This window comes from Pseudoxanthomonas sp. PXM03 (assembly GCF_014852005.1).
Lineage (GTDB): Bacteria > Pseudomonadota > Gammaproteobacteria > Xanthomonadales > Xanthomonadaceae > Pseudoxanthomonas_A.
This window is the reverse complement of the sequence record NZ_JACVAU010000001.1, coordinates 846,513-866,283: the sequence shown is the minus strand read 5'-3', so window position 1 is coordinate 866,283 and position 19,771 is coordinate 846,513. Positions and strand designations below refer to the sequence as shown.

17 protein-coding genes and 1 riboswitch are annotated in these 19,771 nt (G+C 68.4%); of the genes, 9 read left to right on the top strand and 8 right to left on the bottom strand.

Annotation, left to right across the window (positions count from 1 at the left end):
* Window positions 1-6: 6 nt before the first annotated feature.
* Together IB223_RS03875 and IB223_RS03870 are read right to left on the bottom strand one after the other, a co-directional pair.
* Window positions 7-975 carry a hypothetical protein gene (locus tag IB223_RS03875; RefSeq protein WP_192200340.1) on the bottom strand — a complete coding sequence of 323 codons (969 nt, stop codon included), beginning with the start codon at window positions 973-975 and terminating at the stop codon, window positions 7-9.
* A complete protein-coding gene (locus tag IB223_RS03870) occupies window positions 972-4,538 on the bottom strand; it encodes a hybrid sensor histidine kinase/response regulator (RefSeq protein ID WP_192200339.1) in 3,567 nt (1,188 codons plus the stop codon). Before IB223_RS03870 ends, IB223_RS03875 begins: the two co-directional genes overlap by 4 nt.
* Before the next feature lie 111 nt (window positions 4,539-4,649).
* Here IB223_RS03870 and IB223_RS03865 point away from each other — a divergent pair, with 111 nt between their 5' ends.
* From IB223_RS03865 to IB223_RS03855, 3 genes are read left to right on the top strand one after another with little or no spacing between them, the layout of a single operon-like run.
* Entirely contained in the window at window positions 4,650-5,312 is a 663-nt protein-coding gene (locus tag IB223_RS03865) for a YceI family protein (RefSeq protein WP_192200338.1), read from the top strand.
* The gene (locus IB223_RS03860; protein WP_192200337.1) at window positions 5,309-5,917 is read left to right on the top strand and encodes a cytochrome b; all 609 of its coding nucleotides are present in this window, start codon (window positions 5,309-5,311) and stop codon (window positions 5,915-5,917) included. The genes IB223_RS03865 and IB223_RS03860 overlap by 4 nt, the downstream gene beginning before the upstream one ends.
* On the top strand, window positions 5,904-6,464 hold the full coding sequence (locus tag IB223_RS03855; protein ID WP_192200336.1) for a YceI family protein: 561 nt from the start codon (window positions 5,904-5,906) through the stop codon (window positions 6,462-6,464). Before IB223_RS03860 ends, IB223_RS03855 begins: the two co-directional genes overlap by 14 nt.
* 12 nt (window positions 6,465-6,476) lie before the next feature.
* Here IB223_RS03855 and IB223_RS03850 read toward each other — a convergent pair whose 3' ends face one another.
* Together IB223_RS03850 and IB223_RS03845 are read right to left on the bottom strand one after the other, a co-directional pair.
* On the bottom strand, window positions 6,477-6,950 hold the full coding sequence (locus IB223_RS03850; protein ID WP_192200335.1) for a hypothetical protein: 474 nt from the start codon (window positions 6,948-6,950) through the stop codon (window positions 6,477-6,479).
* Window positions 6,947-7,171 carry a glutaredoxin family protein gene (locus IB223_RS03845; protein ID WP_192200334.1) on the bottom strand — a complete coding sequence of 75 codons (225 nt, stop codon included), beginning with the start codon at window positions 7,169-7,171 and terminating at the stop codon, window positions 6,947-6,949. The genes IB223_RS03850 and IB223_RS03845 overlap by 4 nt, the downstream gene beginning before the upstream one ends.
* A 72-nt stretch (window positions 7,172-7,243) precedes the next feature.
* Between IB223_RS03845 and IB223_RS03840 the strand changes: the two genes are divergently transcribed.
* The gene (locus IB223_RS03840; protein ID WP_192200333.1) at window positions 7,244-8,626 is read left to right on the top strand and encodes an L-serine ammonia-lyase; all 1,383 of its coding nucleotides are present in this window, start codon (window positions 7,244-7,246) and stop codon (window positions 8,624-8,626) included.
* Window positions 8,627-8,636: 10 nt separating this feature from the next.
* On the top strand, window positions 8,637-8,978 hold the full coding sequence (locus tag IB223_RS03835; protein ID WP_192200332.1) for a nucleotide pyrophosphohydrolase: 342 nt from the start codon (window positions 8,637-8,639) through the stop codon (window positions 8,976-8,978).
* A 280-nt stretch (window positions 8,979-9,258) separates the two neighbouring features.
* Here the strand turns inward: IB223_RS03835 and IB223_RS03830 are convergent, their stop codons facing one another.
* The gene (locus tag IB223_RS03830) at window positions 9,259-9,693 is read right to left on the bottom strand and encodes a helix-turn-helix transcriptional regulator (RefSeq protein ID WP_225590800.1); all 435 of its coding nucleotides are present in this window, start codon (window positions 9,691-9,693) and stop codon (window positions 9,259-9,261) included.
* A 251-nt stretch (window positions 9,694-9,944) separates the two neighbouring features.
* On the opposite strand from IB223_RS03830, the gene IB223_RS03825 reads away from it, so the two are divergent.
* Together IB223_RS03825 and IB223_RS03820 are read left to right on the top strand one after the other, a co-directional pair.
* Complete coding sequence (locus tag IB223_RS03825) at window positions 9,945-12,983, top strand: ligand-binding sensor domain-containing diguanylate cyclase (protein WP_192200331.1); 3,039 nt, start codon at window positions 9,945-9,947, stop codon at window positions 12,981-12,983.
* Between the two features lie 55 nt (window positions 12,984-13,038).
* Window positions 13,039-14,046, top strand: a complete 1,008-nt coding sequence (locus IB223_RS03820; RefSeq protein WP_192200330.1) for an alpha/beta hydrolase — start codon at window positions 13,039-13,041, stop codon at window positions 14,044-14,046.
* A gap of 15 nt (window positions 14,047-14,061) precedes the next feature.
* Here IB223_RS03820 and IB223_RS03815 read toward each other — a convergent pair whose 3' ends face one another.
* The 3 genes from IB223_RS03815 to IB223_RS03805 are packed head-to-tail and all read right to left on the bottom strand — an operon-like array spanning window position 14,062 to window position 17,401.
* Window positions 14,062-15,138 carry a homoserine dehydrogenase gene (locus IB223_RS03815; RefSeq protein WP_192200329.1) on the bottom strand — a complete coding sequence of 359 codons (1,077 nt, stop codon included), beginning with the start codon at window positions 15,136-15,138 and terminating at the stop codon, window positions 14,062-14,064.
* Window positions 15,135-16,358 carry an O-succinylhomoserine (thiol)-lyase gene (locus IB223_RS03810; protein WP_192200328.1) on the bottom strand — a complete coding sequence of 408 codons (1,224 nt, stop codon included), beginning with the start codon at window positions 16,356-16,358 and terminating at the stop codon, window positions 15,135-15,137. Before IB223_RS03810 ends, IB223_RS03815 begins: the two co-directional genes overlap by 4 nt.
* Window positions 16,355-17,401, bottom strand: coding sequence for a homoserine O-succinyltransferase (locus tag IB223_RS03805; protein ID WP_192200327.1), 1,047 nt, complete (start codon window positions 17,399-17,401; stop codon window positions 16,355-16,357). The genes IB223_RS03810 and IB223_RS03805 overlap by 4 nt, the downstream gene beginning before the upstream one ends.
* 91 nt (window positions 17,402-17,492) lie before the next feature.
* Window positions 17,493-17,609, bottom strand: a riboswitch (SAM riboswitch).
* Between the two features lie 113 nt (window positions 17,610-17,722).
* On the opposite strand from IB223_RS03805, the gene IB223_RS18805 reads away from it, so the two are divergent.
* Window positions 17,723-18,814: a phytase gene (locus tag IB223_RS18805; RefSeq protein WP_225590798.1), complete on the top strand. Its 1,092-nt coding sequence runs from the start codon at window positions 17,723-17,725 to the stop codon at window positions 18,812-18,814.
* A complete protein-coding gene (locus IB223_RS03800; RefSeq protein WP_343227133.1) occupies window positions 18,811-19,737 on the top strand; it encodes a M23 family metallopeptidase in 927 nt (308 codons plus the stop codon). Before IB223_RS18805 ends, IB223_RS03800 begins: the two co-directional genes overlap by 4 nt.
* The last annotated feature ends 34 nt before the right edge of the window (window positions 19,738-19,771 follow it).

Sequence of the window (19,771 nt, the reverse complement as noted above, 5' to 3'; positions counted from 1 at the left end):
GCAGGGTCACCCCACGCCCGTGCGGCGTCCGCGCAGCCGTGGCGTGGTGCCGTCCGAGCGCTCCGGCGGCAGGCGGTACTCGAAGCGGATCTCGCGCATGCCGTCCGGCACGGCGATCTCCATCATCTCGGGCGACACGCACCGGCCCCGCAGCACGTCGCGGATCGACTGGGCCTCGCTGCGCAGCCGCGCCATGTCCTGCTCGCGTGCGATCACCGCCGGGCGAAGATAGACCGTATCGTCGGCGATCCACATTTCGTCTTCGCGCCCGTCGTTCGTACTGGCCATCACCGCCTCCGGCCTCACGCCGCCCACCGGCAGCGGACTGACCTGCAGGATCTGCCGGCAGCGTCCGGTGTTCAGCACGCGCACCTCCTTGGCGAAGCCGGCGAGCAAGGCCTCGGCCTGCCCCTGCACATCCTCGTCGGAAGCAGTATCGGCCTCCACGCTGTAGCGGATCTTGATGAAGTACAGGTCGCGCACGGTCATCGCGAGCACGGACCGGTACCGCTTCTCGCGCATCGGGATCTCCATCGCGAACGAACGCGCCTTGACGGCCAAATCGCCCAGCATGCCCTCGCCCGCCACCGGCTGCGTGGGGAGCGTCCGCGCGTCGCCCAGGCGCACGTCGCCGGCGCCGCGTTCGCGCGCGATCTGCACGATTTCGTCGACGCTCTGGTCGAACACGCGCTCGAATGCCGGATCGAACATCACGCCGGCCGGGTACAGGTACAGGTCCATCCAGCGATCCGGCTTGCGGGTGTCCTGGTAACGCACCGACACGCCCAGTTCCTGCTGTTCGTAGCGCTTTTCGCCGACGGCCTCCCAGTCGCCCACGCGCAGCGGGTACAGCGCGCGACTGTCGGTGATGTAGTCGCCCAGCAACGGAGGCTGCTGCGTTTCGGCAGCCGCAGTGCCGGCCAGCGCCAGCATCAGCACCAGGAGCACGCCGAGCCCGGGTTTCGCGACCTTCAAGAGGCTTCTCCCTTCTCCGGCCCGTCGCTGCGTTCGAGGAGCAATGCGATTGCCATGGCCAGCATGTCGCCGGTCACCGGCTTGCGGATGAAGTCGTCGAAGCCGGCCTGCCGTGCGAGCGGCTCTGCCTCCGCATCGGTGCGCGCGGTCAGCGCGATCAATGGCATGGTCACGCCCCGCAACCGCAACTGCTGCGCCAGCGCCATGCCATCCAGCCCGGGCAGGTCCAGGTCGAGGAACGCCAGGTCGAAGGCAGTGCCCGCGACCTCGGTCAACGCCGCCAGTCCGTGGGGAGCGTGCAGCACGCGATGGCCGCGCGCGCGCAGCAGCCCCGCCACCACGTCCGCCACCGTCGCATCGTCCTCGACCAGCAGGATGTCCAGCGGCCTCACCTGCGCCAGCGCACCCACGGGCGGCGCGGGCGCCTGCACCGGTTCGCCAGCACTCGCGTGCAAGGCCGGCAGGTCGACGGAGAAGCGCGTGCCCTTGCCCGGTGCGCTCTCCACCTCGATCCGCCCTCCCATCGCCACCGCCAGTTCCTGGCAGATCGCCAGGCCCAGCCCGCTGCCGCCATAGCGCGAAGTGGTCTGCGCACCCTCGGCCTGCTCGAAACGACGGAAGAGCCGCATCTGCTGCTCGGCGTTGATGCCCGGCCCGGTATCGCTCACCGTCAGGCGCACGCCCTGCGGCGCCAGCGGCAGCGCGTGCAGCGAGACATGGCCCGCCTCGGTGAACTTGATGGCGTTGCCCAGCAGGTTCAGCAGGATCTGCCGCAATCGCAGCGGGTCACCGCGCACCACGCGCGGCACGCCCGCCGCGATACCGTCATGGAAAGCGAGCCCGCGCTTGCCCGCGACCGGGCCCATCAGCGCGACCACGTCGCCGATCAGCGCATGCAGGTCGAACTCGATCTGCTGCAGTTCCAGCTTGCCTGCCTCGATCTTCGCCAGGTCCAGCGCATCGTTGACCAGCCGCAGGAGGTGCGTGCCCGCACGCTGGATCGCATTCGTGTAGCCCTGCTGGCGCTCGTCCAGCGGCGTGGCCTGCAGCAGTTCGGTCATGCCCAGCACGCCGGTCATGGGCGTGCGGATCTCGTGGCCCAGCGTGGCCAGGAAGCGCGTCTTCGCCAGCGAAGCCTGCTCCGCCACCTCGCGCTTGTGCTCGGCCAGCTGCCATGCGCTCCGGCGACGCACCCGCCTGCGATACGCCGCGCCGGCCGCCAGCAGCATCAGCAGGCCAAGGACGGCGAACAGCGCCAGGCCCCAGGTGCTGCGCCACCATGGCGGCAGCACATGGACCTGCAGTATCAGTTCCTTCGATGCGTTGCCGGCGGCATCGAAGGCCTGCACCCGAAGGCGGTAACGGCCCGGCGTCAGCGTGGAGAACACGCGCTCGCCGCTGGAACCCTGGTCCATCCAGCCGCTGTCGAATCCCTCCAGCAGGGAGCGATAACGATTGCCCAGCGGATTCTCGTAGCTCAGCAGGCGGGTGCCCACCAGCAGTTCGTGATCCTCCGGACGCAGTTCCAGCGCCGCCATCGGTGGCAGGTGCAGCACCGTGTCGCCTCGACTCACCTGCAGGCTGTCCAGCACCAGGTTGGGCGTGATCGGTCGGGGATCGGGCAGGTGCGTGTCGAGCAGCGCCACCGAACCGTCCGCGGCCGTCGTGGCGAGCAGCCCGTCGGCGGTCATCAATATGCCGCGATCATTCAGCTCCTGGCTCAGCAGGCCTTCGCGCACACCGAAGTTGCGCAGCAATGCGCGCGAGCCACGCAGGTTGGGATCGATGCGGAACAGGCCGCGACGCGTTCCCAGCCACACGCGCCGCTGCGGGTCCACGGCCAAGCCCGTGGACTCGACGGCCGGCAGCCCTTCCGCCGCGCCGATCCGGCGCTCGCGCACCCAGCCATCCGCCTCGCGGCGCCATGCCTCCACCCCCGACATGCGGTGCAGCCAAAGACGGTCGCCATGTTCGAAAGCGAAGGCATACACGCGCTCACTGCCCAGCGCGGGCACGGCGACGAAACGGCCGGCATCGGGGTCCCAGTGCAGCATGCCCTCCGCGCCTCCCAGCCACACGCGACCACTGGGCGAAACCGCGATGCCCTCGATATCGGGAAGACTGCCGCTTCCGCCCTCTTCCTTGCGGATCGTCCTGAGTACGCGCCCGCTGATGGCATCGCGCTGCTGCACGCTGCCCATCTGCGTGACCAGCCACAGCGTGTCGTCCCTGGCCTCGACCAGCCAGTCGATGGATGTGTTGTCGGGCGCTGCATCGTTCCCTTCATGCGCCCACTGCAGCATCGCGCCGGTTCGCGGATCCGTGCGGATCAAGCCATTGCGGTGGCCGATCCACACCTGTCCACGACGGTCCTCCAGCACGGAGGTGAGGCGCAGTTCCGACAGCAGGGCGGCATGGTGCGACAGCGGCGTGACGTGGCCGCGGCGCGTATCCAGGCGTTCCACCTTGCCGGTACTGCTGGCGATCCAGACGCCGTCGGCACCCGCCTGCGACAGGCCGCGATACAGCCCGCCACCGAGCCCTTGTGCCGGCGAGAACGCGGCGATGCGCCGCCAATCCGAGTGGAGATAGGCCAGGCCACGCGTCGGCACGGGCACCCACAGGCCACCGTCCGGCAGCGCGATCACCGCCTGCAGCACGCGACCGATGCCCACGCTCTGCGCGTCGTAGTTCACCGGTGCAGGCGCGCGGTCATCCTCGGTCCGCCACAGTCCACCCTGGCTGGCCAGCCAGTACTCGCCCTGGCCGTCGCTGGCCATCGCGATCAACGCATTGGGGCGCGCGAACATCGGCGACCAGGGCGGCGACACCCAGTGGCCCTCGGGGGACCAGCGATACACGCCATCGGACGCACCCACCCATACCGAGCCCCCGTCGGCGGTCACCGAGTAGATGATCAGCGCATCGCCGCCCGGCAACGCCAGCCGTTGCACACGCTGGCCGTCATAGCGCGCCAGGCCGCCCATGGTGCCGATCCACAGCGCGCCCTTGGCGTCGAACGCCAGCGACAGCACGCTGTCCGACGGCAGGCCTCCGGCATCCCCAGCATCCGCCGCGAACCGCGTGATGCCGCCCTCGGCCGACAACCGGTGCAATCCGCCGCCGAACGTGCCGAACCAGATGTCGTTGCCGCGACTGGTGATCGCGAACACATCGTCGCTGCCCATCTGCGGATGGGTGGCCTGGCGGTAGTGCCGGAAACCCTTGCGGTCGTTCCCCATCACGCTCAGGCCGCCGTTCTCGGTCGCCACCCAGACCCGGTCCGCGGCATCGACATGCAGCGCCTGCACCACGTTGCCGGGCAGCGATGCCGGATCGGCAGGATCGTGTCGCCACACCTTGAACCCGACGCCGTCGTAACGGGCCAGGCCATCCCAGGTGGCCACCCACAGATAGCCGGCGCGATCACGCGCAAGCGCGGGAATGGTGGTGGACGGCAGCCCGTCACCCGCGCCGAGCAGGCGGAAGCGCGGAATCTCGGGCACGGTCGCCGGCGCGGACGCGCACAGCAGACACAGCAGCAACAGCCACCACGCACGCATCACCATTCCTGCCCGCCTTCATTCCCTGGTTGCCCCTCGGGCATCGTCGCAACGGACCGTTGCACGCGCAAGCGGGGTATCTTCATGGGCCGGCCCCTAGAATCCGTCCCCATGCCCGGATCGTCCTCCCGCCGCCTGTTGTTGCGCGCCCTCTGCCTCGCGGCCTTGCTGCCGGCGGCCGCGTCCGCGCGCGAGGCACTGGCCGAGTACCGGCTGGACCCGGTGCATACACGGGTGATGTTCGCCATCAGCCACGCCGGCTTCTCGCACGCCATCGGCACTGTCTCCGGCAGCACCGGTACCCTCGTTTTCGATCCCGGCGACTGGACGCGAGCGCGCGTCGATGTGCGCGTGCCGCTGACGCGCGTGGACCTGGGCGACGCGGACTGGAACAAGGCCACGCTGGCGAAATCCCTGCTGGATGCCGAAGACCATCCCGAAGCGCATTTCGTGTCCACGCGCGTGGAGCCCATCGACGCGACACATGCGCGAGCGCACGGGGAACTGACCTTGCGCGGCGTCACGCGCGACATCGTCCTCGATGTCGTGCTGAACGCCGTCAAGCGTCATCCGATGCCACCGTTCCGCCGCACGGTGGGATTTTCCGCCACCACGACGATCAGCCGCGCCGATTTCGGCATCACGGCCTGGAAGTCGGTGATCGGCGACCAGGTGGAACTGCGCATCGAAGCCGAAGCCACGCACGACGGCAAGGCCGACGATCGCAACACCGACATCCTGCCTTCCCCGCCACCGCCGGAGCCGACGCCATGACCCTCAAGAACACCGACCAGCGCTGGGGTGCGATCAGCCAACTGTTCCACTGGCTCATCGTGGTGCTGATCCTGGTGATGGCCTACCTCGGCCTGACCATGGGCGACCTGCCCAACGGGCCGCGCAAGATCGACATCTACGCGCTGCACAAATCCATCGGACTGACCATCCTGGCCCTGGTCGCACTGCGTGTGCTGTGGCGGCTCTACGCGGGCGCCCCTGCGCCGGCACCCGGCACGCCCACATGGCAGCAGCGCATCGCCTCCATCACCCACGTCCTGCTGTATGCGCTGCTGTTCGCGATTCCCCTGTCGGGCTGGGTGCTGAACTCGTCCGCCGGCTATCCGCTGCAGTGGTTCAAGCTGTTCAACCTGCCGGCCATCACCGGCCGCGATGATGGCGTGCACGAGGCTGCCGAAGGCGCGCACGAGCTGCTGTTCTGGGTGCTGGTGGTGCTGGTGCTCGCCCATGCCGCCGCCGCGCTCTACCACCATCTGTTCCAGGGCGATGCCACACTGACGCGCATGCTGCCGGGACGCCGCAAGGCCATTGCTTCCGCTCCCCTTTCCCCCACACCGCAGGATTCTCCCGATGAAACCGTCTGACCGCGCGCGCCTGGCGCTCGCTTCCCTGTTGCTGGCCAGCGCGCCGGCCATGGCCGCCGACTACGTGCAGGCCCCCGGCTCCACGCTGGTCTTTGCCAGCAACTACCAGGGCGAAACCTTCACCGGCAAGTTCGGCGGCTTCACCACCACGATGAGTTTCGATCCCGCGCAGCTCGCGGCCAGCAAGCTCGATGTCGCCATCCAGCTTGCAGGCACGCAGACCGGCAACAAGGATCGCGACGACACGCTGGTGTCACCCGACTTCTTCAACGTGGGCAAGTTCGCGCAGGCGCGCTACACGGCGACCAGGTTCCGTTCGCTCGGCGGCAACCAGTACGCAGCCGACGGCACGCTGTCGCTGCGTGGCGCCAGCAAGCCCGTGACGCTGACGTTCACCTGGACGCCCGGCGCTCAGCCGGTACTGACGGGCAAGGCCACCGTGAAGCGCCTGGACTTCGGCATCGGCGGCGGTGACTGGGCCGATACCTCGACCATCCCGAATGACGTGGCCATCAGCACGAAGGTGGTGCTGAAACCCAGGCCCTGAGGCCCGGCATCTTCAGCCGGCCGGCACCGCAGGAATGCCGAAACACCCGCGCCTGCCCGCTTCGTCCGTGAGGCAGGCGCGATGTGCACCCTCCCCCGCCGCCGCAGCGTCGGGACGGATGACGAGACCGAACACGTCGCCTGCCCGCGTCAGCAGGACGGCTTCCCAGATCGTGTCGTTGCTGCCCAGTTGCAGAAACCCCTGCCCATCGTGATCCGCCGTCCGCAAGGGAGCGCCGGCGGCATCGCGCAGCATGCGGCGCAGGTTGCGCAAATCGAGATCGGCGGGCGCGCTGGTCACCGCTTTAAGCAGCACGATGCGTTCGATGGCGTCCACCGGCAGCACCTGCGAGAGCGTCCGGCCTTGCCACGCGAAAGCCTCGGCACGGCCCGGGCCCGTCTTCGCCAGGTCCACATCCGTTGCCGAGGCACTGCCGGACGCGATGCCCAGCAAGGCAAGCCAACGCGACCAGGCGCGCATGTTCATGGCAGCCACGCCTTCACACGGTCCGCACTGAACGGCCAATCCAGCTCCGCCCCCGTCGCGTCGTCGCGCAGCACCGGCACCCGCGCGCCGTAACGCGCCTCCAGCACGTCGTCATGGTCGATGAAGACGCTTTCGAACGCCGGTGCCCGTGAAGCGGCCAGCACGTCCAGCGCCAGATCGCACAGGTGGCAATCGTCACGCTGGTAAAGGATCAGGGGCATCGAGGTCCTCGTTCCGGCAATCTGCTGCGACGCGGGAAGGGTTGTCCGCGCCGGCGGCATAGAATACGCGGCATGGCAGTCAGCACGTTCGACCTCTTCAAGATCGGCATCGGTCCCAGTTCGTCCCACACGGTCGGCCCCATGCGGGCCGCCGCGCGTTTTGTCGCCCGCTGGCTGGAAGAACCCGGCCGCCTGCACGACGTGGTGCGGATACGTGCGGAAGTGTTCGGTTCACTGGCCCTGACCGGCCGCGGCCACGGCACCGACAAGGCCGTGCTGATGGGGCTGGAAGGCCATTACCCGAACGAGATCGACCCGGACATCATCCCGCCGGCGCTGGAGCGCATCCGCAAGGACAAGCGGCTGCTGCTGGGCGGCACCCACGCGGTCGCCTTCGACGAGAAACGCGACCTGCTGATGAACAAGCGGCAGAAGCTGCCCTACCACACCAACGGCATGCGCTTCACCGCCTACGACGCGCAGGACGAGGTGATCGCCACGCGCGACTACTACTCCGTCGGTGGCGGGTTCGTCGTCAATCAGGATGACGCCGCCGTGGATCGCATCGTCGCTGACGAGACCCCGCTGCCGTATCCGTTCAAGAGCGGCGACGAGTTGCTGGCCCAGTGCCAGCGCAGCGGACTGAGCATCGCCCAGCTGATGTTCGAGAACGAGAAGGCCTGGCGCAGCGAGGACGAGATCCGCGACGGACTCCGCGCGATCTGGAACGCCATGCAATCGTGCATGGCGCGCGGCATCCGCGAGGAAGGCACCCTGCCCGGTGGCCTGCACGTCTCGCGGCGCGCACCCGCGCTGCACCGCGAACTGTCCAGCAAGCCCGAAGCCGCCATGCGAGATCCACTGACCGTGCTGGACTGGGTGAACCTGTATGCGCTGGCGGTGAACGAGGAGAACGCCGCCGGTGGCCGCGTGGTCACCGCGCCCACCAACGGCGCGGCCGGCATCATCCCGGCGGTACTGCACTATTACGACCGTTTCTGTCCCGGCAACAGCGAGCAGCGCGTGTTCGATTTCATGCTCACTGCCGCGGCCATCGGCATCCTCTACAAGGAAAACGCCAGCATCAGCGGCGCCGAAGTGGGCTGCCAGGGCGAGGTGGGCGTGGCGTGCTCGATGGCCGCCGGCGGGCTGGTCGCCGCACTCGGCGGCACGCCGAGCCAGATCGAGAATGCGGCCGAGATCGGCATGGAGCACAACCTGGGCCTGACCTGCGATCCGATCGGCGGGCTGGTGCAGATTCCGTGCATCGAACGCAACGCGATGGGCGCAGTGAAAGCCATCAACGCCAGCCGCATGGCCATGCGCGGCGACGGCAAGCACAAGGTCAGCCTGGACAAGGTCATCAAGACCATGCGCGACACCGGCCGCGACATGCAGGACAAGTACAAGGAAACCAGCCGCGGTGGGTTGGCGGTCAACGTGATCGAGTGTTAGGCGGCATGACGTGAATCTTCACGACCTTGAAAAGCTGGCATTGCGTCTGAACGAGCTTTACGAGCAGCTTGAGATCAAACGTTATGGCCGCGTCTGGACCACTGAGGAACTGGCACTCGGGTTCGTCGGAGACGTTGGTGACCTGGCAAAGCTGATCCAGGCCAATGCCGGCGTCAGGCATATCGATGACTGCAAAGCCAAGCTTGGCCATGAACTGTCTGACTGCCTGTGGTCAATCATTGTTCTGGCGCACAAGTGCGGCATCGACTTGCAGGCCGAGTTCGTCAGGAACACCACCGGACTAATTGAGCATGTCTCCTGCGAGTTGGGCGCAAATGCAGGTGCCACCTGACAGGTTCGCCCAAACCTGATCTTCTTTTTCGGCAGGCTTGATGCTGTCCCCCGGATACGGCCTCCGGCCTCATGCAGGCCACGCGGCAACGACAGCCTGTTGAGCGGCACCCAGACATCCCGTTCGCGGTGAACCTGTCGAACCACGAACGGGTGTGGTCAGGGTAGCCCAGGTAGAGCGCAGCCAAACCAGCGCTCCGTGAGCCCAGCCTGGGGCACTACCGGGCTACGCGGCTAACGTAACAAGGACCGGTCCGATCACTCCGCTCCTCGAGACAGCGTCATCGAGCGCCAGCATCGCGGCGTGACGGCTCACACGCCGCGCTGTCCCGATCGCAGTCAGCTGTCGCCCGGTTGTCGCGCTCGGCCATGCCTTTGCCGATGGAATACCCAAACCAGACAAGCAAGCACACAAGCAGCACGGCGGGCATGAGCCATGAAGACGCGGCGCTCGCCGGCTTGGGCAGCGAAGGCCCCGTAGAGATGTCGGTTGGCAGCTGAGTCCCGGCGATCAGACGCACTGGTACGTCCAGAGCCGCAGCCAATGCCATGCACGTTTCTTGGGATGCTGCCGAGCCTGCCTCGATCCGCTGCAGCGTCCGCGTGCTCAGCCCGGCGACCGTCGCCAGATGCTCCTGCGACCATGCGCGCTGTTCCCTAAGAGTTCGGATCCGTTCCGCGTTCAGTTTCATGTCCATGATGGTTTCAGGGTCCATGCCAGTGTAGGTGAGCCGTAAGCGTCGGAGGAGGACCGTCCCGGTACCACGACAAGAACCCGACACCAGGCCGACACCGCCCGCGGCGATGCTGCGCTTTCCCTTTAGGCACGCGGGTCCGCGCCGATACCCTTTTTGGTAAACCTACTTACCGGAGACGCGCTCTGTCCGACCACACGGACACGACCCGCCGCGCCCGCCCGTCCTGGCGGCGCCGACTGGCGGTTTGGTGCCTGCCCCTGCTGGGCGGGATGGCGGGGCTTTGTCCGCCGGCACAGGCGCTCGACCCCTCCAAGTCGTTCCACCACTACGTGCGCAATCACTGGGCGCTGGAACAGGGCCTGCCCCAGCTGAGCGTCCTGGCCATCGCCCAGGACCGGCCGGGCTACCTCTGGTTAGGCACCCAGGCCGGACTCAGCCGCTTCGACGGGGTGCGTTTCACCAACTTCGACCTGGACAACACGCCCGGCCTGCCCAGCACGTGGATCGAGGCGTTGCACACCGACGACGAAGGACGCCTGTGGATCGGCACGCCACAGGGGTTGGCGGTGCGCGAAGGCAACCAGGTCACGCCGCTGGCCCTGGCCGACGGCGAAGCACCGGGCGTGGTGGACGTGAACGCGCTGGCGCGCGATGCCCGCGGAAGGCTGCTGGTGGCCTCCAACCGGGGCGTGATGGTGGTCGTTGGTCACCGCCTGCAGACCCTCCACCGGATCGAGGACGGCGGCGCGCTGGCCCTTCATGTCGACGCTGACGGGACGCTGTGGGTCGGTAGCCGCGGACGGGTGCACGTCTTCGATGGCTCAGGCGAACGCACGCTGACACTGCCCGGCAACGTCTCCGCGGACGCGATCACCTCGCTGGCACGCCACGATGGACGGCTCTGGGCCGGGTGCGGTACCGGATTGTTCGTGTTCGATGGCCGCCACTGGCAGCGGCATGGCGAAGTCGCGCCGGTGAGCGGCGGCGTGCAGGCACTGCACGAGGACCGCGACGGCATCCTGTGGGCGAGCACGCGCGACACGCTCTACCGCTTTCGCCAAGGCCGACTGCTGGAACGGATCCGCGCCGAAGGTCCGCTGGCGGAGATCCGCGCGCTCTACGAAGACCGCGAATCGAACCTGTGGCTGGGCAGCAACAACGAAGGCGTCAGCCGTGCCTGGAACGGCTGGACACGCCGATACAGCCGCGCTGAAGGGCTCGTCCAGCCACTGCTGTGGTCGGCCGCACGTGCACCTGATGGCCGAACATGGGTCGGCAGCGACGATGGCGTGAGCGTGCTGGAAAGCGGCCGTTTCCGCACGCTGATACCGGGACGTGCACTGCCGCACCCCGCCGCCTACAGCCTGTTGCCCGAGAACGGGCAGACGTGGATCGGAACGCGCAACGGCGCCGCGCTCTACCGCGACGGACGCGTGCAGCGCCCGCGCGTGCTGGCGGCGATGGACACCGCGCAGGTCAACGGCATCGTGCGGGACCGGAGCGGACGGCTCTGGTTCGCCACCAGCACCGGGCTGTACCGCTGGGATGGCGGAGACCGGCTGCACCGCTACGCCGAACAGGCGGGCCTGCGCGACATCCGCGTGCGCGTACTGCTGGAAACCCGTGACGGCCGCCTGCTGGTCGGCACGCAGAGCGGCCTGTACGAGTTCGTCGACGAGCAGTTGCTCGCAATCCCGTTTGGCGGCACCGGCCTGGACGCGCCGCACATCGTCGCATTGCATGAACTCGCCGGTGGGCAATGGGTGGCAGGCACGCTGTCGGAGGAAATGCTGCTCCTGTTCGACGGCCAGCGCTGGACGCGCCTGGACAAGCAGCGCGGCATTCCCGCGAACGCCGCGTTCTTCTTTGGCGAGGACGGTAGCGGATTCCTCTGGGTCGGTGGCCTGCGCGGGATCTACCGGGTCGCCGTCGCGGACCTGCTGGCCGCCACCGAAGATCCCGGCGTGCGCGTCAACGCCAGGACGCTGCTCAACGAACGTGGCGACCGCCACGGAGGCCAGAAGGGGGACTGCTGCAATGGCGCCGGCAACAGCCGCGGATTCCTGGTCGACAACGCACTATGGCTGCCCACGCGCGACGGCGTGGTGGTGATGGCGACGGACCAGGACCTGGCCAACGCCTACGTGCCCGAATCGGTGGTCGAACGCGTGCAGGTCCAGGGCAAGTGGCGCCCGGCGGATCCCGCCGCCGACTGGTCGCTGCCCAGTGCGGCGCGCGACCTGCGCTTCGAGTTCACCACCCTCAGTTTCCAGGCCTCGGACCACATCGACATCCGCTATCGCCTGAAGGGTTACGACGAAGACTGGCGGTTGCTGGAAGACCCCCACCAGCGCAGCGCGACCTATACCAACCTGCCCGCCGGACGTTACGTGTTCGAGGTCATCGGCACCAACAACAGTGGCGTATCCGGCCGTGCCGCCGCCACGCAGTCGTTCTCCATCGCTCCGTACTTCTACGAGAGCGCATGGTTCTACCTGCTGGTGGCGGTCAGCCTGGCAATCCTGGTGGTGCTTTCCAACCGCTGGGTGCTGCGACGCCACCACAACCGGCGCATCGCACTGGAACGGCTCGTGCAGCAGCGCACGCGGGACCTGCAGCAGGCCAACCGGCAACTGGAAGCCATCAGCCTCACCGACCCGCTGACCGGCCTGCACAACCGTCGCTATCTGACCCGGCAGCTCCCCGCCGATATCGCGTACTACCAGCGCATGCCCGGCTTCGCGGCCGGAGTCGACGTGCTGGCCTTCGCGCTGCTGGACATCGACCACTTCAAGTCGATCAATGATGGCCATGGCCACCAGGCGGGTGACCACGTGCTGCAGACCGTCGCGCATCGGCTGCGCACGCTGTCGCGCGACGGCGACTACGTGATCCGTTGGGGTGGGGAAGAATTCCTGATGGTGTTCAGGCCGATGCCGCGGCACGAGCTGCACGCGCTGGGCCGGCGCATCTGCACCGCCATCGCCGCACACCCGATCGAAGTGGCCGGCGCGCACCTGCAGGTGACCGCCTCCCTGGGCCTGATCGGCTATCCCCCCTTCGCGACCGCGCCCGACCTGCTGGGCTGGGAACAGCTGGTCTCGCTGGCGGATCGCGCGCTGTACGAGGTGAAGGCGAACGGTCGCAATGGCTGGGCGCTCTACGAAGCCACGACGTTGCCATTGCCTCCGCTCGATCCCGACCTGCTGCGCCGCGACCCCGGCGAGCTGGTCCGTCGCGGCAACCTCGCGTTGCGCGGCCCACATCATCCGCTCGCCACGCCACCCGCATCTCTGCCGCAGGATTGACGTCATCCGAAGGGCATCCGCGATACGCTGGCACGCCACGTTGCGGGACCGTTGCATGAAGACTGTTCGCTGGAAGCTGGCCACGTTGGCGATGACCCTCGCCACCCTCCCGCCCGCACATGCCGAGGCACTGCCCCGCCACGGCGCACGGCTCGAGGGATTCGACTACCCGCACCCGGTGCGGACCTTCGCATTCGCATCACAGGCCCAATCGCTGGAGATGGCCTATCTCGATGTCGCGCCTGCAGCGCCCAACGGCCGTACCGTCGTGCTGCTGCACGGCAAGAACTTCTGCGCCGCCACATGGGAGTCGGCGATCACCGCATTGACGGAAGCCGGCTACCGCGTGATAGCGCCGGACCAGATCGGCTTCTGCAAGTCGGCCAAGCCGCAGCGCTACCAGTATTCCTTCGACCAATTGGCCGCCAACACGCATGCCCTGCTGGCGGACCTCGGCATTCAGCGCGCGGTGGTCGTGGGTCATTCGATGGGCGGCATGCTGGCCACGCGCTATGCGCTGCAGTATCCGCAGGCCACGCAGCAGCTGGTGCTGGTCAATCCGATCGGGCTGGAGGACTGGAAGGCCGACGGCGTGCCGTGGCGGAGCATCGATGCCTGGTACGCGCGCGAGCTGAAAACCTCGTTCGACAGCATCCGCGATTACCAGCGCACGGTGTACTACGGCGGTGAGTGGAAGCCGGAGTACGAACGCTGGGTACGGATGCTGGGTGGCATGTACGCGGGTGAAGGCAAGGCGGCCGTCGCCTGGAGCCAGGCGCTGACGTCCGACATGGTGTTCAACCAGCCCGTCGCCCACGAGTTCCCGCGCATCGCGGTGCCGACGACCCTCTTCATCGGCCAGAAGGACCGCACCGCCATCGGAAAGGATCTGGCATCCCCCGAACTGGCGAAACGGCTGGGCGACTATCCTGCGCTGGGCAAGCGGGCAGCCGCTGCGATCCCCGGCGCGACGCTGGTCGAGTTCGACGATCTGGGGCATTCGCCGCAGGTGGAAGCCCCGGCGCGCTTCAACGCGGCGTTGCTGGACGCCCTGACGCCGTGACGCGCCCGGAATGGACTACGCCGCCTGCGAGATCGCCAGCACGTCGTCCAGCAACGCCGCTGCGGTGACGTCCGCACCGGCGCCCGGGCCCTGCACCACCAGCGGCTGTTCGGGATAACGATCGCTGTAGATCGCCACGCGATTGTCGGTGCCGCCACCGCCGCACAGAGGATGATCGACCGGCAGTGCCTGCAGCCCGACGCTGGCGCGTTCGGCATCGAAGCGACCGAGGAAACGCAGGCGTGCGCCATTCCGGTAGGCGTCCTTGAAACGCGTCGCCAGCGGCGCATCCAGTTGGACGAGCGCACCATCCAGTTCCGCCAGCGGCAACGCCGCGAGCTCTGCCGGCACCAGCGAATCCACGCGAACGTCTTCGGCCTGCAACGGGAAGCCCGCCGCACGCGCCAGGATCAGCAGCTTGCGGCGCACGTCTTCGCCGGACAGATCCAGGCGCGGGTCGGGCTCGGTGAAACCGGCCTGTCGCGCCTGGCGGACGAAGCCGGAGAACGCGCGCATGCCGTCGTACTGGTTGAACAGCCACGCCAGCGAACCGGACAGCACGCCTTCGACGCGATGGATGCGGTCGCCGCCAGCCACCAGCGCGCGCAGGCTGCGCAGCAGCGGCAGTCCCGCGCCGACGGTGGCGGCATCGCCGTACTGCGCGCCGGAATCCGCTCTTGCACGCGCGATGGCCTGTGCGCGCGGTAGCGAGCTGCCGCTTCCCAGCTTGTTGGCCGTCACCACATGCACGCCCCGCGACAGCCATTCCGCATGCCAGTCCGCCACGGTCTCGCTTGCCGTGGCATCCACCACGATGTCGCCGGCACGCAGAGCTTCGCCCTCCGCCCACGGTGGCAGGTCGTCAGCGCGGGCGACGGCCTGGTTGGCATCGTCCAGTGCCTGTCGCACGGACACGTCGCAAGGCTGCAGAGCGCGTGAATTGGCCAACCACGCCAGCGTCGGCACATGCAACGCGCGCTCCTGCAGGCGCTGGTAGCGCGCGACGAACGCACTGCCCACCACGCCCGTGCCCAGCAGCGCCAGTTTCGGTGCGGCACGCGGCGCGGTCGCCAGCCGGACGACGGTGCTCATGCGTCGGCGAGCCTGCGTTTGGAATCGGCCACCACGGCTTCCGCGCGTGCCAGGGCGCCACCGATGTCGGCCAGCAGGTCGTCGGTGGATTCGATGCCCACCGACAGGCGCAGCAGGCCGTCGGAGATGCCTGCCTTGGCGCGCGCTTCCGGCGTCATCGCCGCGTGCGTCATCGTTGCCGGGTGCGCGACCAGGCTTTCCACGCCGCCCAGCGATTCGGCCAGCGTGAAGTAGCGCAGGCCTTCGACGAACGCGCGCACGGCTTCTTCGCCGCCCTTGAGCTCGACACTCAGCATGGCGCCGAAACCCTTCTGCTGCCGCGCGGCGACCGCATGCCCCGGATGCGCCGCCAAGCCCGGGAAGTACACCTTCGACACCACCGGATGCCCATCCAGCAGGGCGGCGATGGCATCGGCATTCTCCTGGTGAACGCGCAGTCGGGCATCCAGCGTGCGCAGGCCACGCAGGGTCAGGAAGCTGTCGAACGGCGAGCCGGTCAGGCCCAGCGCATTCGCCCACCACACCAGTTGCTGGTGGGTCTCGGCATCGCGCGCCACCACCGCGCCACCGACCACGTCGCTGTGGCCGTTGATGTACTTGGTGGTGGAATGCAGCACGACATCGGCGCCGAACGCGATCGGTGTCTGCAGCGCCGGCGACAGGAAGGTGTTGTCCACCACCGTGCGCGCGCCGGCCTTGTGCGCGGCGTCGATGACGAAACGCAGGTCGGTGATGCGCAGCAGCGGGTTGGACGGGGTTTCGATCAGCACCAGCTTCGGCGACTGCGCCAGCGCATCGGCCAGCGAGCGCGGATCGGTCAGGTCGGCGGTGATCAGCTCGAAGTGGCCCTTCTTCGCCAGCGCGTTGAACAGGCGCCAGCTGCCGCCGTACGCGTCGTGCGGCACGACGAGGCGGTCGCCCGGCTCCAGCAGTGCATTCAGCACCAGCGTGATGGCGCCCATGCCGGTGGCGGTGATGACCGCGCCCGCACCGCCTTCCAGTTCGGCCAGCGCCTCGGCCAGCAAATCACGCGTGGGATTGCCGCTGCGGGTGTAGTCGTACTCGCGCTTCTGCGCGAAGCCGGCGAAGCTGAAGTTGGACGACAGCACGATGGGCGGCGTGACGGCGCCGTAGGCGGTATCGCGGTCGATGCCGGCGCGCACGGCGGCGGTGGCGGGACGACAGGCGGTGTCGGCGTCGGTGGGGATGAAGCTGCTCATGCGAGGTCTCCGGCGGCGCGCAGGGCCGAGGTGAGGATGGAATCGATGCGATCGGTTTCTTTCAGGAAGGCGTCGTGGCCGTAGGGCGAGCGCAGCACGCGCAGCTGGCCCAGCGTGCCGAGGCCTTCCACCAGCGCCACGGAATCGGACAGCGGCACCAGGCGGTCGCCTTCCACCGCGACCACCAGCGTGGGAACACGGACGTCGGCGGGATCGACGCGGTGCAGGTCGATGGATTCGGACAGGCGCACGTACGCGGTCACCGGCGTGCGCGCGACGTACTGCGCGCCGGCGGCATCCAGGTAGTCCTCGGCGGCCACGCGCACGCGGCCGTTGACGATCTCGGGCGCGCTGTCGAAGCGCTCGCCGAATTCCTCCGGCGTGCGGTAGCTGAGCATGGCGAACTGGCGAGCCAGCGACAGGCCCTGGGCGTCCGCGCATTGCAGCTGGCCCAGCGTCACCGCGCGGCGCTGCAAGGCGCGCCAGGCGGCCGCATACGGATGCGCGCGATGGGCACCGCTGACGGCGACCAGCTTCTTCAAACGGTCCGGATGGCGGGCGGCGAACTGCAGGCCGACCAGCGCGCCGTACGAATAACCGACGAAGGCCTCCAGACGCGCGATGCCCAGTGCGCCCAGCAGCTTGGCGATGGCATCGGCCTGGTCGGCGGAATCGATCGGGGCATCGAGGCGGCCGTCGGCGCCGACGAAGTCGAATGCGAGCAGTTGCCGCTGCGCCGGATCCAGCGCGCGGCCGGCGCCGACCAGGTCGTTCAACCAGCCGCTTTCGGGGAATACGTGGCTGGAGGTCAGGTGACGATGCGCGGAGATGCCGCCGGCGATGAAGACGACCGGTGCGCCCACCGGCCCCTGCAGCTCGTAGCGCAGCGTCACCGCACGCGTGCCGGCATGGCGCATGGCCAATTCCACCACCACTTCGCCGCGCAGGGCGCGGGGTGCGTCGTCCTGCGTGGAAGACAGCGGGAGGCCCTCAAGCGGCGAAGGCTCGGCAAGGCGATGGAGCGAAGGACTGACGAAACTCATGGCGGCATCCGGTGGGCGTGATCCCTTGCGGGACGGGACTGCACCACCGAGCTTCGCGGAGCTCGCGTTCGCCGTGCTGAGGACACGGTACGAACCATCTTCCGGCAGACGCTGAGGTCCCCGCAGGATTTGGCACCTACACGGCGCTTGCGCGTCGCTGGCTGCCCCGGCTTCTTCGGGCCTGTCCCTCTGCCGGTCTCGATGGTGAGGCTACTCTGCCGCCGGTTTCCGCCTGTGTCAATCGCTTTATTCGGATGAAGCGATGAAATTTGACGCCGGTCTCCCTGCCGGCCGCCACAGCGATAACGCATAATTCACAACATGACCCGGAATTGCCTCCTGGGCGGTCTCTGCGCGGCGCTGCTGGCCGCCTGCTCCACCGCCCCCCTGCACACCTCCACCCCGCCCGCGCCTCCGCCCAGGACCGCAGCCGACGCCACCATTGCGGAAGCCTGGGTCTCCGACCCGGTCGCCGGCGACGAACTCGATTCGCTGGTGGCATGGCCCGCGGAGGACGGCCAGGTCTGGCTGATCGCCACGGCCAAGGCCACCCACCACCTCGCCATCTACGACGCGGACACCGGCCAGCGCCTGCGCACGGTCGGTACGTCCGGCAGTGCAGTGGGCCAGTTCAACCGCCCCAACGGCATCGCGGTGTTCGGCGACCTGCTGTTCGTGGCCGAACGCGACAACCACCGGGTGCAGGCGTTCCGGCTGCCGGAGTTCGCGCCGCTGGGCGCGTTCGGGGCTGACGCGCTGCGCGCGCCGTACGGTCTGTGGGTGCACGAAACCGCGCCGGGCGAACTGGAATTGTTCGTCACCGACAGCTTCATGGCCGATTTCCGCACCATGAAGCTGCCCCCGATGGAAGCACTGTCCGGGCGCGTGAAGCGGTTCCAGGTACGCGTGGAAGACGGTGGCAAGCTGGAGGCCAGCCTGGTGGGCGAGTTCGGCGACACCGGTGCGGCGGGTGCACTGCGCATGGTGGAGTCGATCGCCGGCGATCCGGTGCACCAGCGCCTGCTGGTGGCCGAAGAGGACCGCCGCGTGGGCTCCACGCTGCGCGACTACACCCTGTCCGGGCACTACAACGGCCACAGTCTGCCGGTGTTCGACGCCGATGCCGAAGGCATCGCGCTGTGGGCATGCAGCGCCGAGGACGGGTACTGGGTGGCAGTGGACCAGCTGACCCCGACCCGCTTCCGCGTGTTCGACCGCACCACGCTGGCACCCCGCGGCGTGTTTTCCGGGCAGGTGACGGCCAACACCGACGGCGAGACGGTCTACGCGATGCCGACCAGGCGTTTCCCGGCCGGTGCGCTGTTCGCGCTCCACAACGACGTATCGCTGGCCGCCTTCGACCTGCGCGATATCGCCCGCGCACTCGACCTCCAGGGCGATTGCCCACGGTGAGCGCACGCGTACTGGCCCTGGCCTGCGGCATCGCCGTGCTGGTTGCCAGCATCGGCGACGTCCACGCGGCCCGTCTGTACCGCTGGAAGGACAAGCAGGGCTACACGCAGTACGGCGACCAGCCCCCGCCGCCCGACCAGTTGGCGGACAGCAGCCTGGACGTCATGCGGTTCCGGAATCCGCCCAGTGCGCTGGTGCGCCTGCGATTGGAGAAGCAGGGCCTGCGCTACCAGGCCTGGGCCGACAACCTGATGCATGGGCCGGTGGAAGTGCAGCTCGGCTTCCGTCGCCAGCGCGACGTACGCAGCGTGCCGGCCTTGCCCGCGCGCGCCGTGGTCCCGGCGCGCAGCAGCGTGCTGGTGGCCGACATCGGGGTGACGGACCCGCTGCGGGGCGGCGACTTCGAACTGACCCTCGACGGCATGCCCGGCGATCCGGACAGCCGCCCGCAGGACTACGAGTACCGCCTGCCGTTCGACTACGGACGCGTGCGCGTGGACCAGGGGCCCGGTGGCCGGTTCAGCCACAGCGACGCGCAGAACCTGCACGCGGTCGATTTTGCCGTTCCCGAGGGCACCCGGATCGTGGCGGCCCGCGAAGGGCTGGTGATGCAGGTGGAATCGGATTTCGACAAGGCAGGGCTGAACCGCGAGAAGTACGGCGGGCGCGCCAATTTCATCCGTATCCTGCATTCCGACGGCAGCATGGCGCTGTACGCACACCTCAAGGCGGAGGGCGCACAGGTGCGCGTGGGCCAGTACGTGCGCAAGGGCCAGTACATCGGACTGTCGGGCAATACGGGATTCTCCACCGCACCGCACCTGCATTTCGTGGTGCAGGCCAACCGCGGCATGCGGCTGGAATCGGTGCCGTTCCGCATGTTCGGCCCCCTGGGACGACTGCAGTTCCCGGCCAGCCGTTGAGCCGGCGCCGACGATCCATTCCCCGCGCCCCGCT

Coding starts and splice junctions, on each gene's coding strand:
- IB223_RS03870 (WP_192200339.1), bottom strand. CDS start 4,538: ATGCGTGCGTGGTGGCTGTTGCTGCTGTGTCTGCTGTGCGCGTCCGCG.
- IB223_RS03810 (WP_192200328.1), bottom strand. CDS start 16,358: ATGAGCAGCTTCATCCCCACCGACGCCGACACCGCCTGTCGTCCCGCC.
- IB223_RS03830 (WP_225590800.1), bottom strand. CDS start 9,693: ATGGACCCTGAAACCATCATGGACATGAAACTGAACGCGGAACGGATC.
- IB223_RS03860 (WP_192200337.1), top strand. CDS start 5,309: ATGACCCTCAAGAACACCGACCAGCGCTGGGGTGCGATCAGCCAACTG.
- IB223_RS03855 (WP_192200336.1), top strand. CDS start 5,904: ATGAAACCGTCTGACCGCGCGCGCCTGGCGCTCGCTTCCCTGTTGCTG.
- IB223_RS03805 (WP_192200327.1), bottom strand. CDS start 17,401: ATGAGTTTCGTCAGTCCTTCGCTCCATCGCCTTGCCGAGCCTTCGCCG.
- IB223_RS03820 (WP_192200330.1), top strand. CDS start 13,039: ATGAAGACTGTTCGCTGGAAGCTGGCCACGTTGGCGATGACCCTCGCC.
- IB223_RS03825 (WP_192200331.1), top strand. CDS start 9,945: ATGGCGGGGCTTTGTCCGCCGGCACAGGCGCTCGACCCCTCCAAGTCG.
- IB223_RS03865 (WP_192200338.1), top strand. CDS start 4,650: ATGCCCGGATCGTCCTCCCGCCGCCTGTTGTTGCGCGCCCTCTGCCTC.
- IB223_RS03815 (WP_192200329.1), bottom strand. CDS start 15,138: ATGAGCACCGTCGTCCGGCTGGCGACCGCGCCGCGTGCCGCACCGAAA.
- IB223_RS03850 (WP_192200335.1), bottom strand. CDS start 6,950: ATGAACATGCGCGCCTGGTCGCGTTGGCTTGCCTTGCTGGGCATCGCG.
- IB223_RS03845 (WP_192200334.1), bottom strand. CDS start 7,171: ATGCCCCTGATCCTTTACCAGCGTGACGATTGCCACCTGTGCGATCTG.
- IB223_RS03840 (WP_192200333.1), top strand. CDS start 7,244: ATGGCAGTCAGCACGTTCGACCTCTTCAAGATCGGCATCGGTCCCAGT.
- IB223_RS18805 (WP_225590798.1), top strand. CDS start 17,723: ATGACCCGGAATTGCCTCCTGGGCGGTCTCTGCGCGGCGCTGCTGGCC.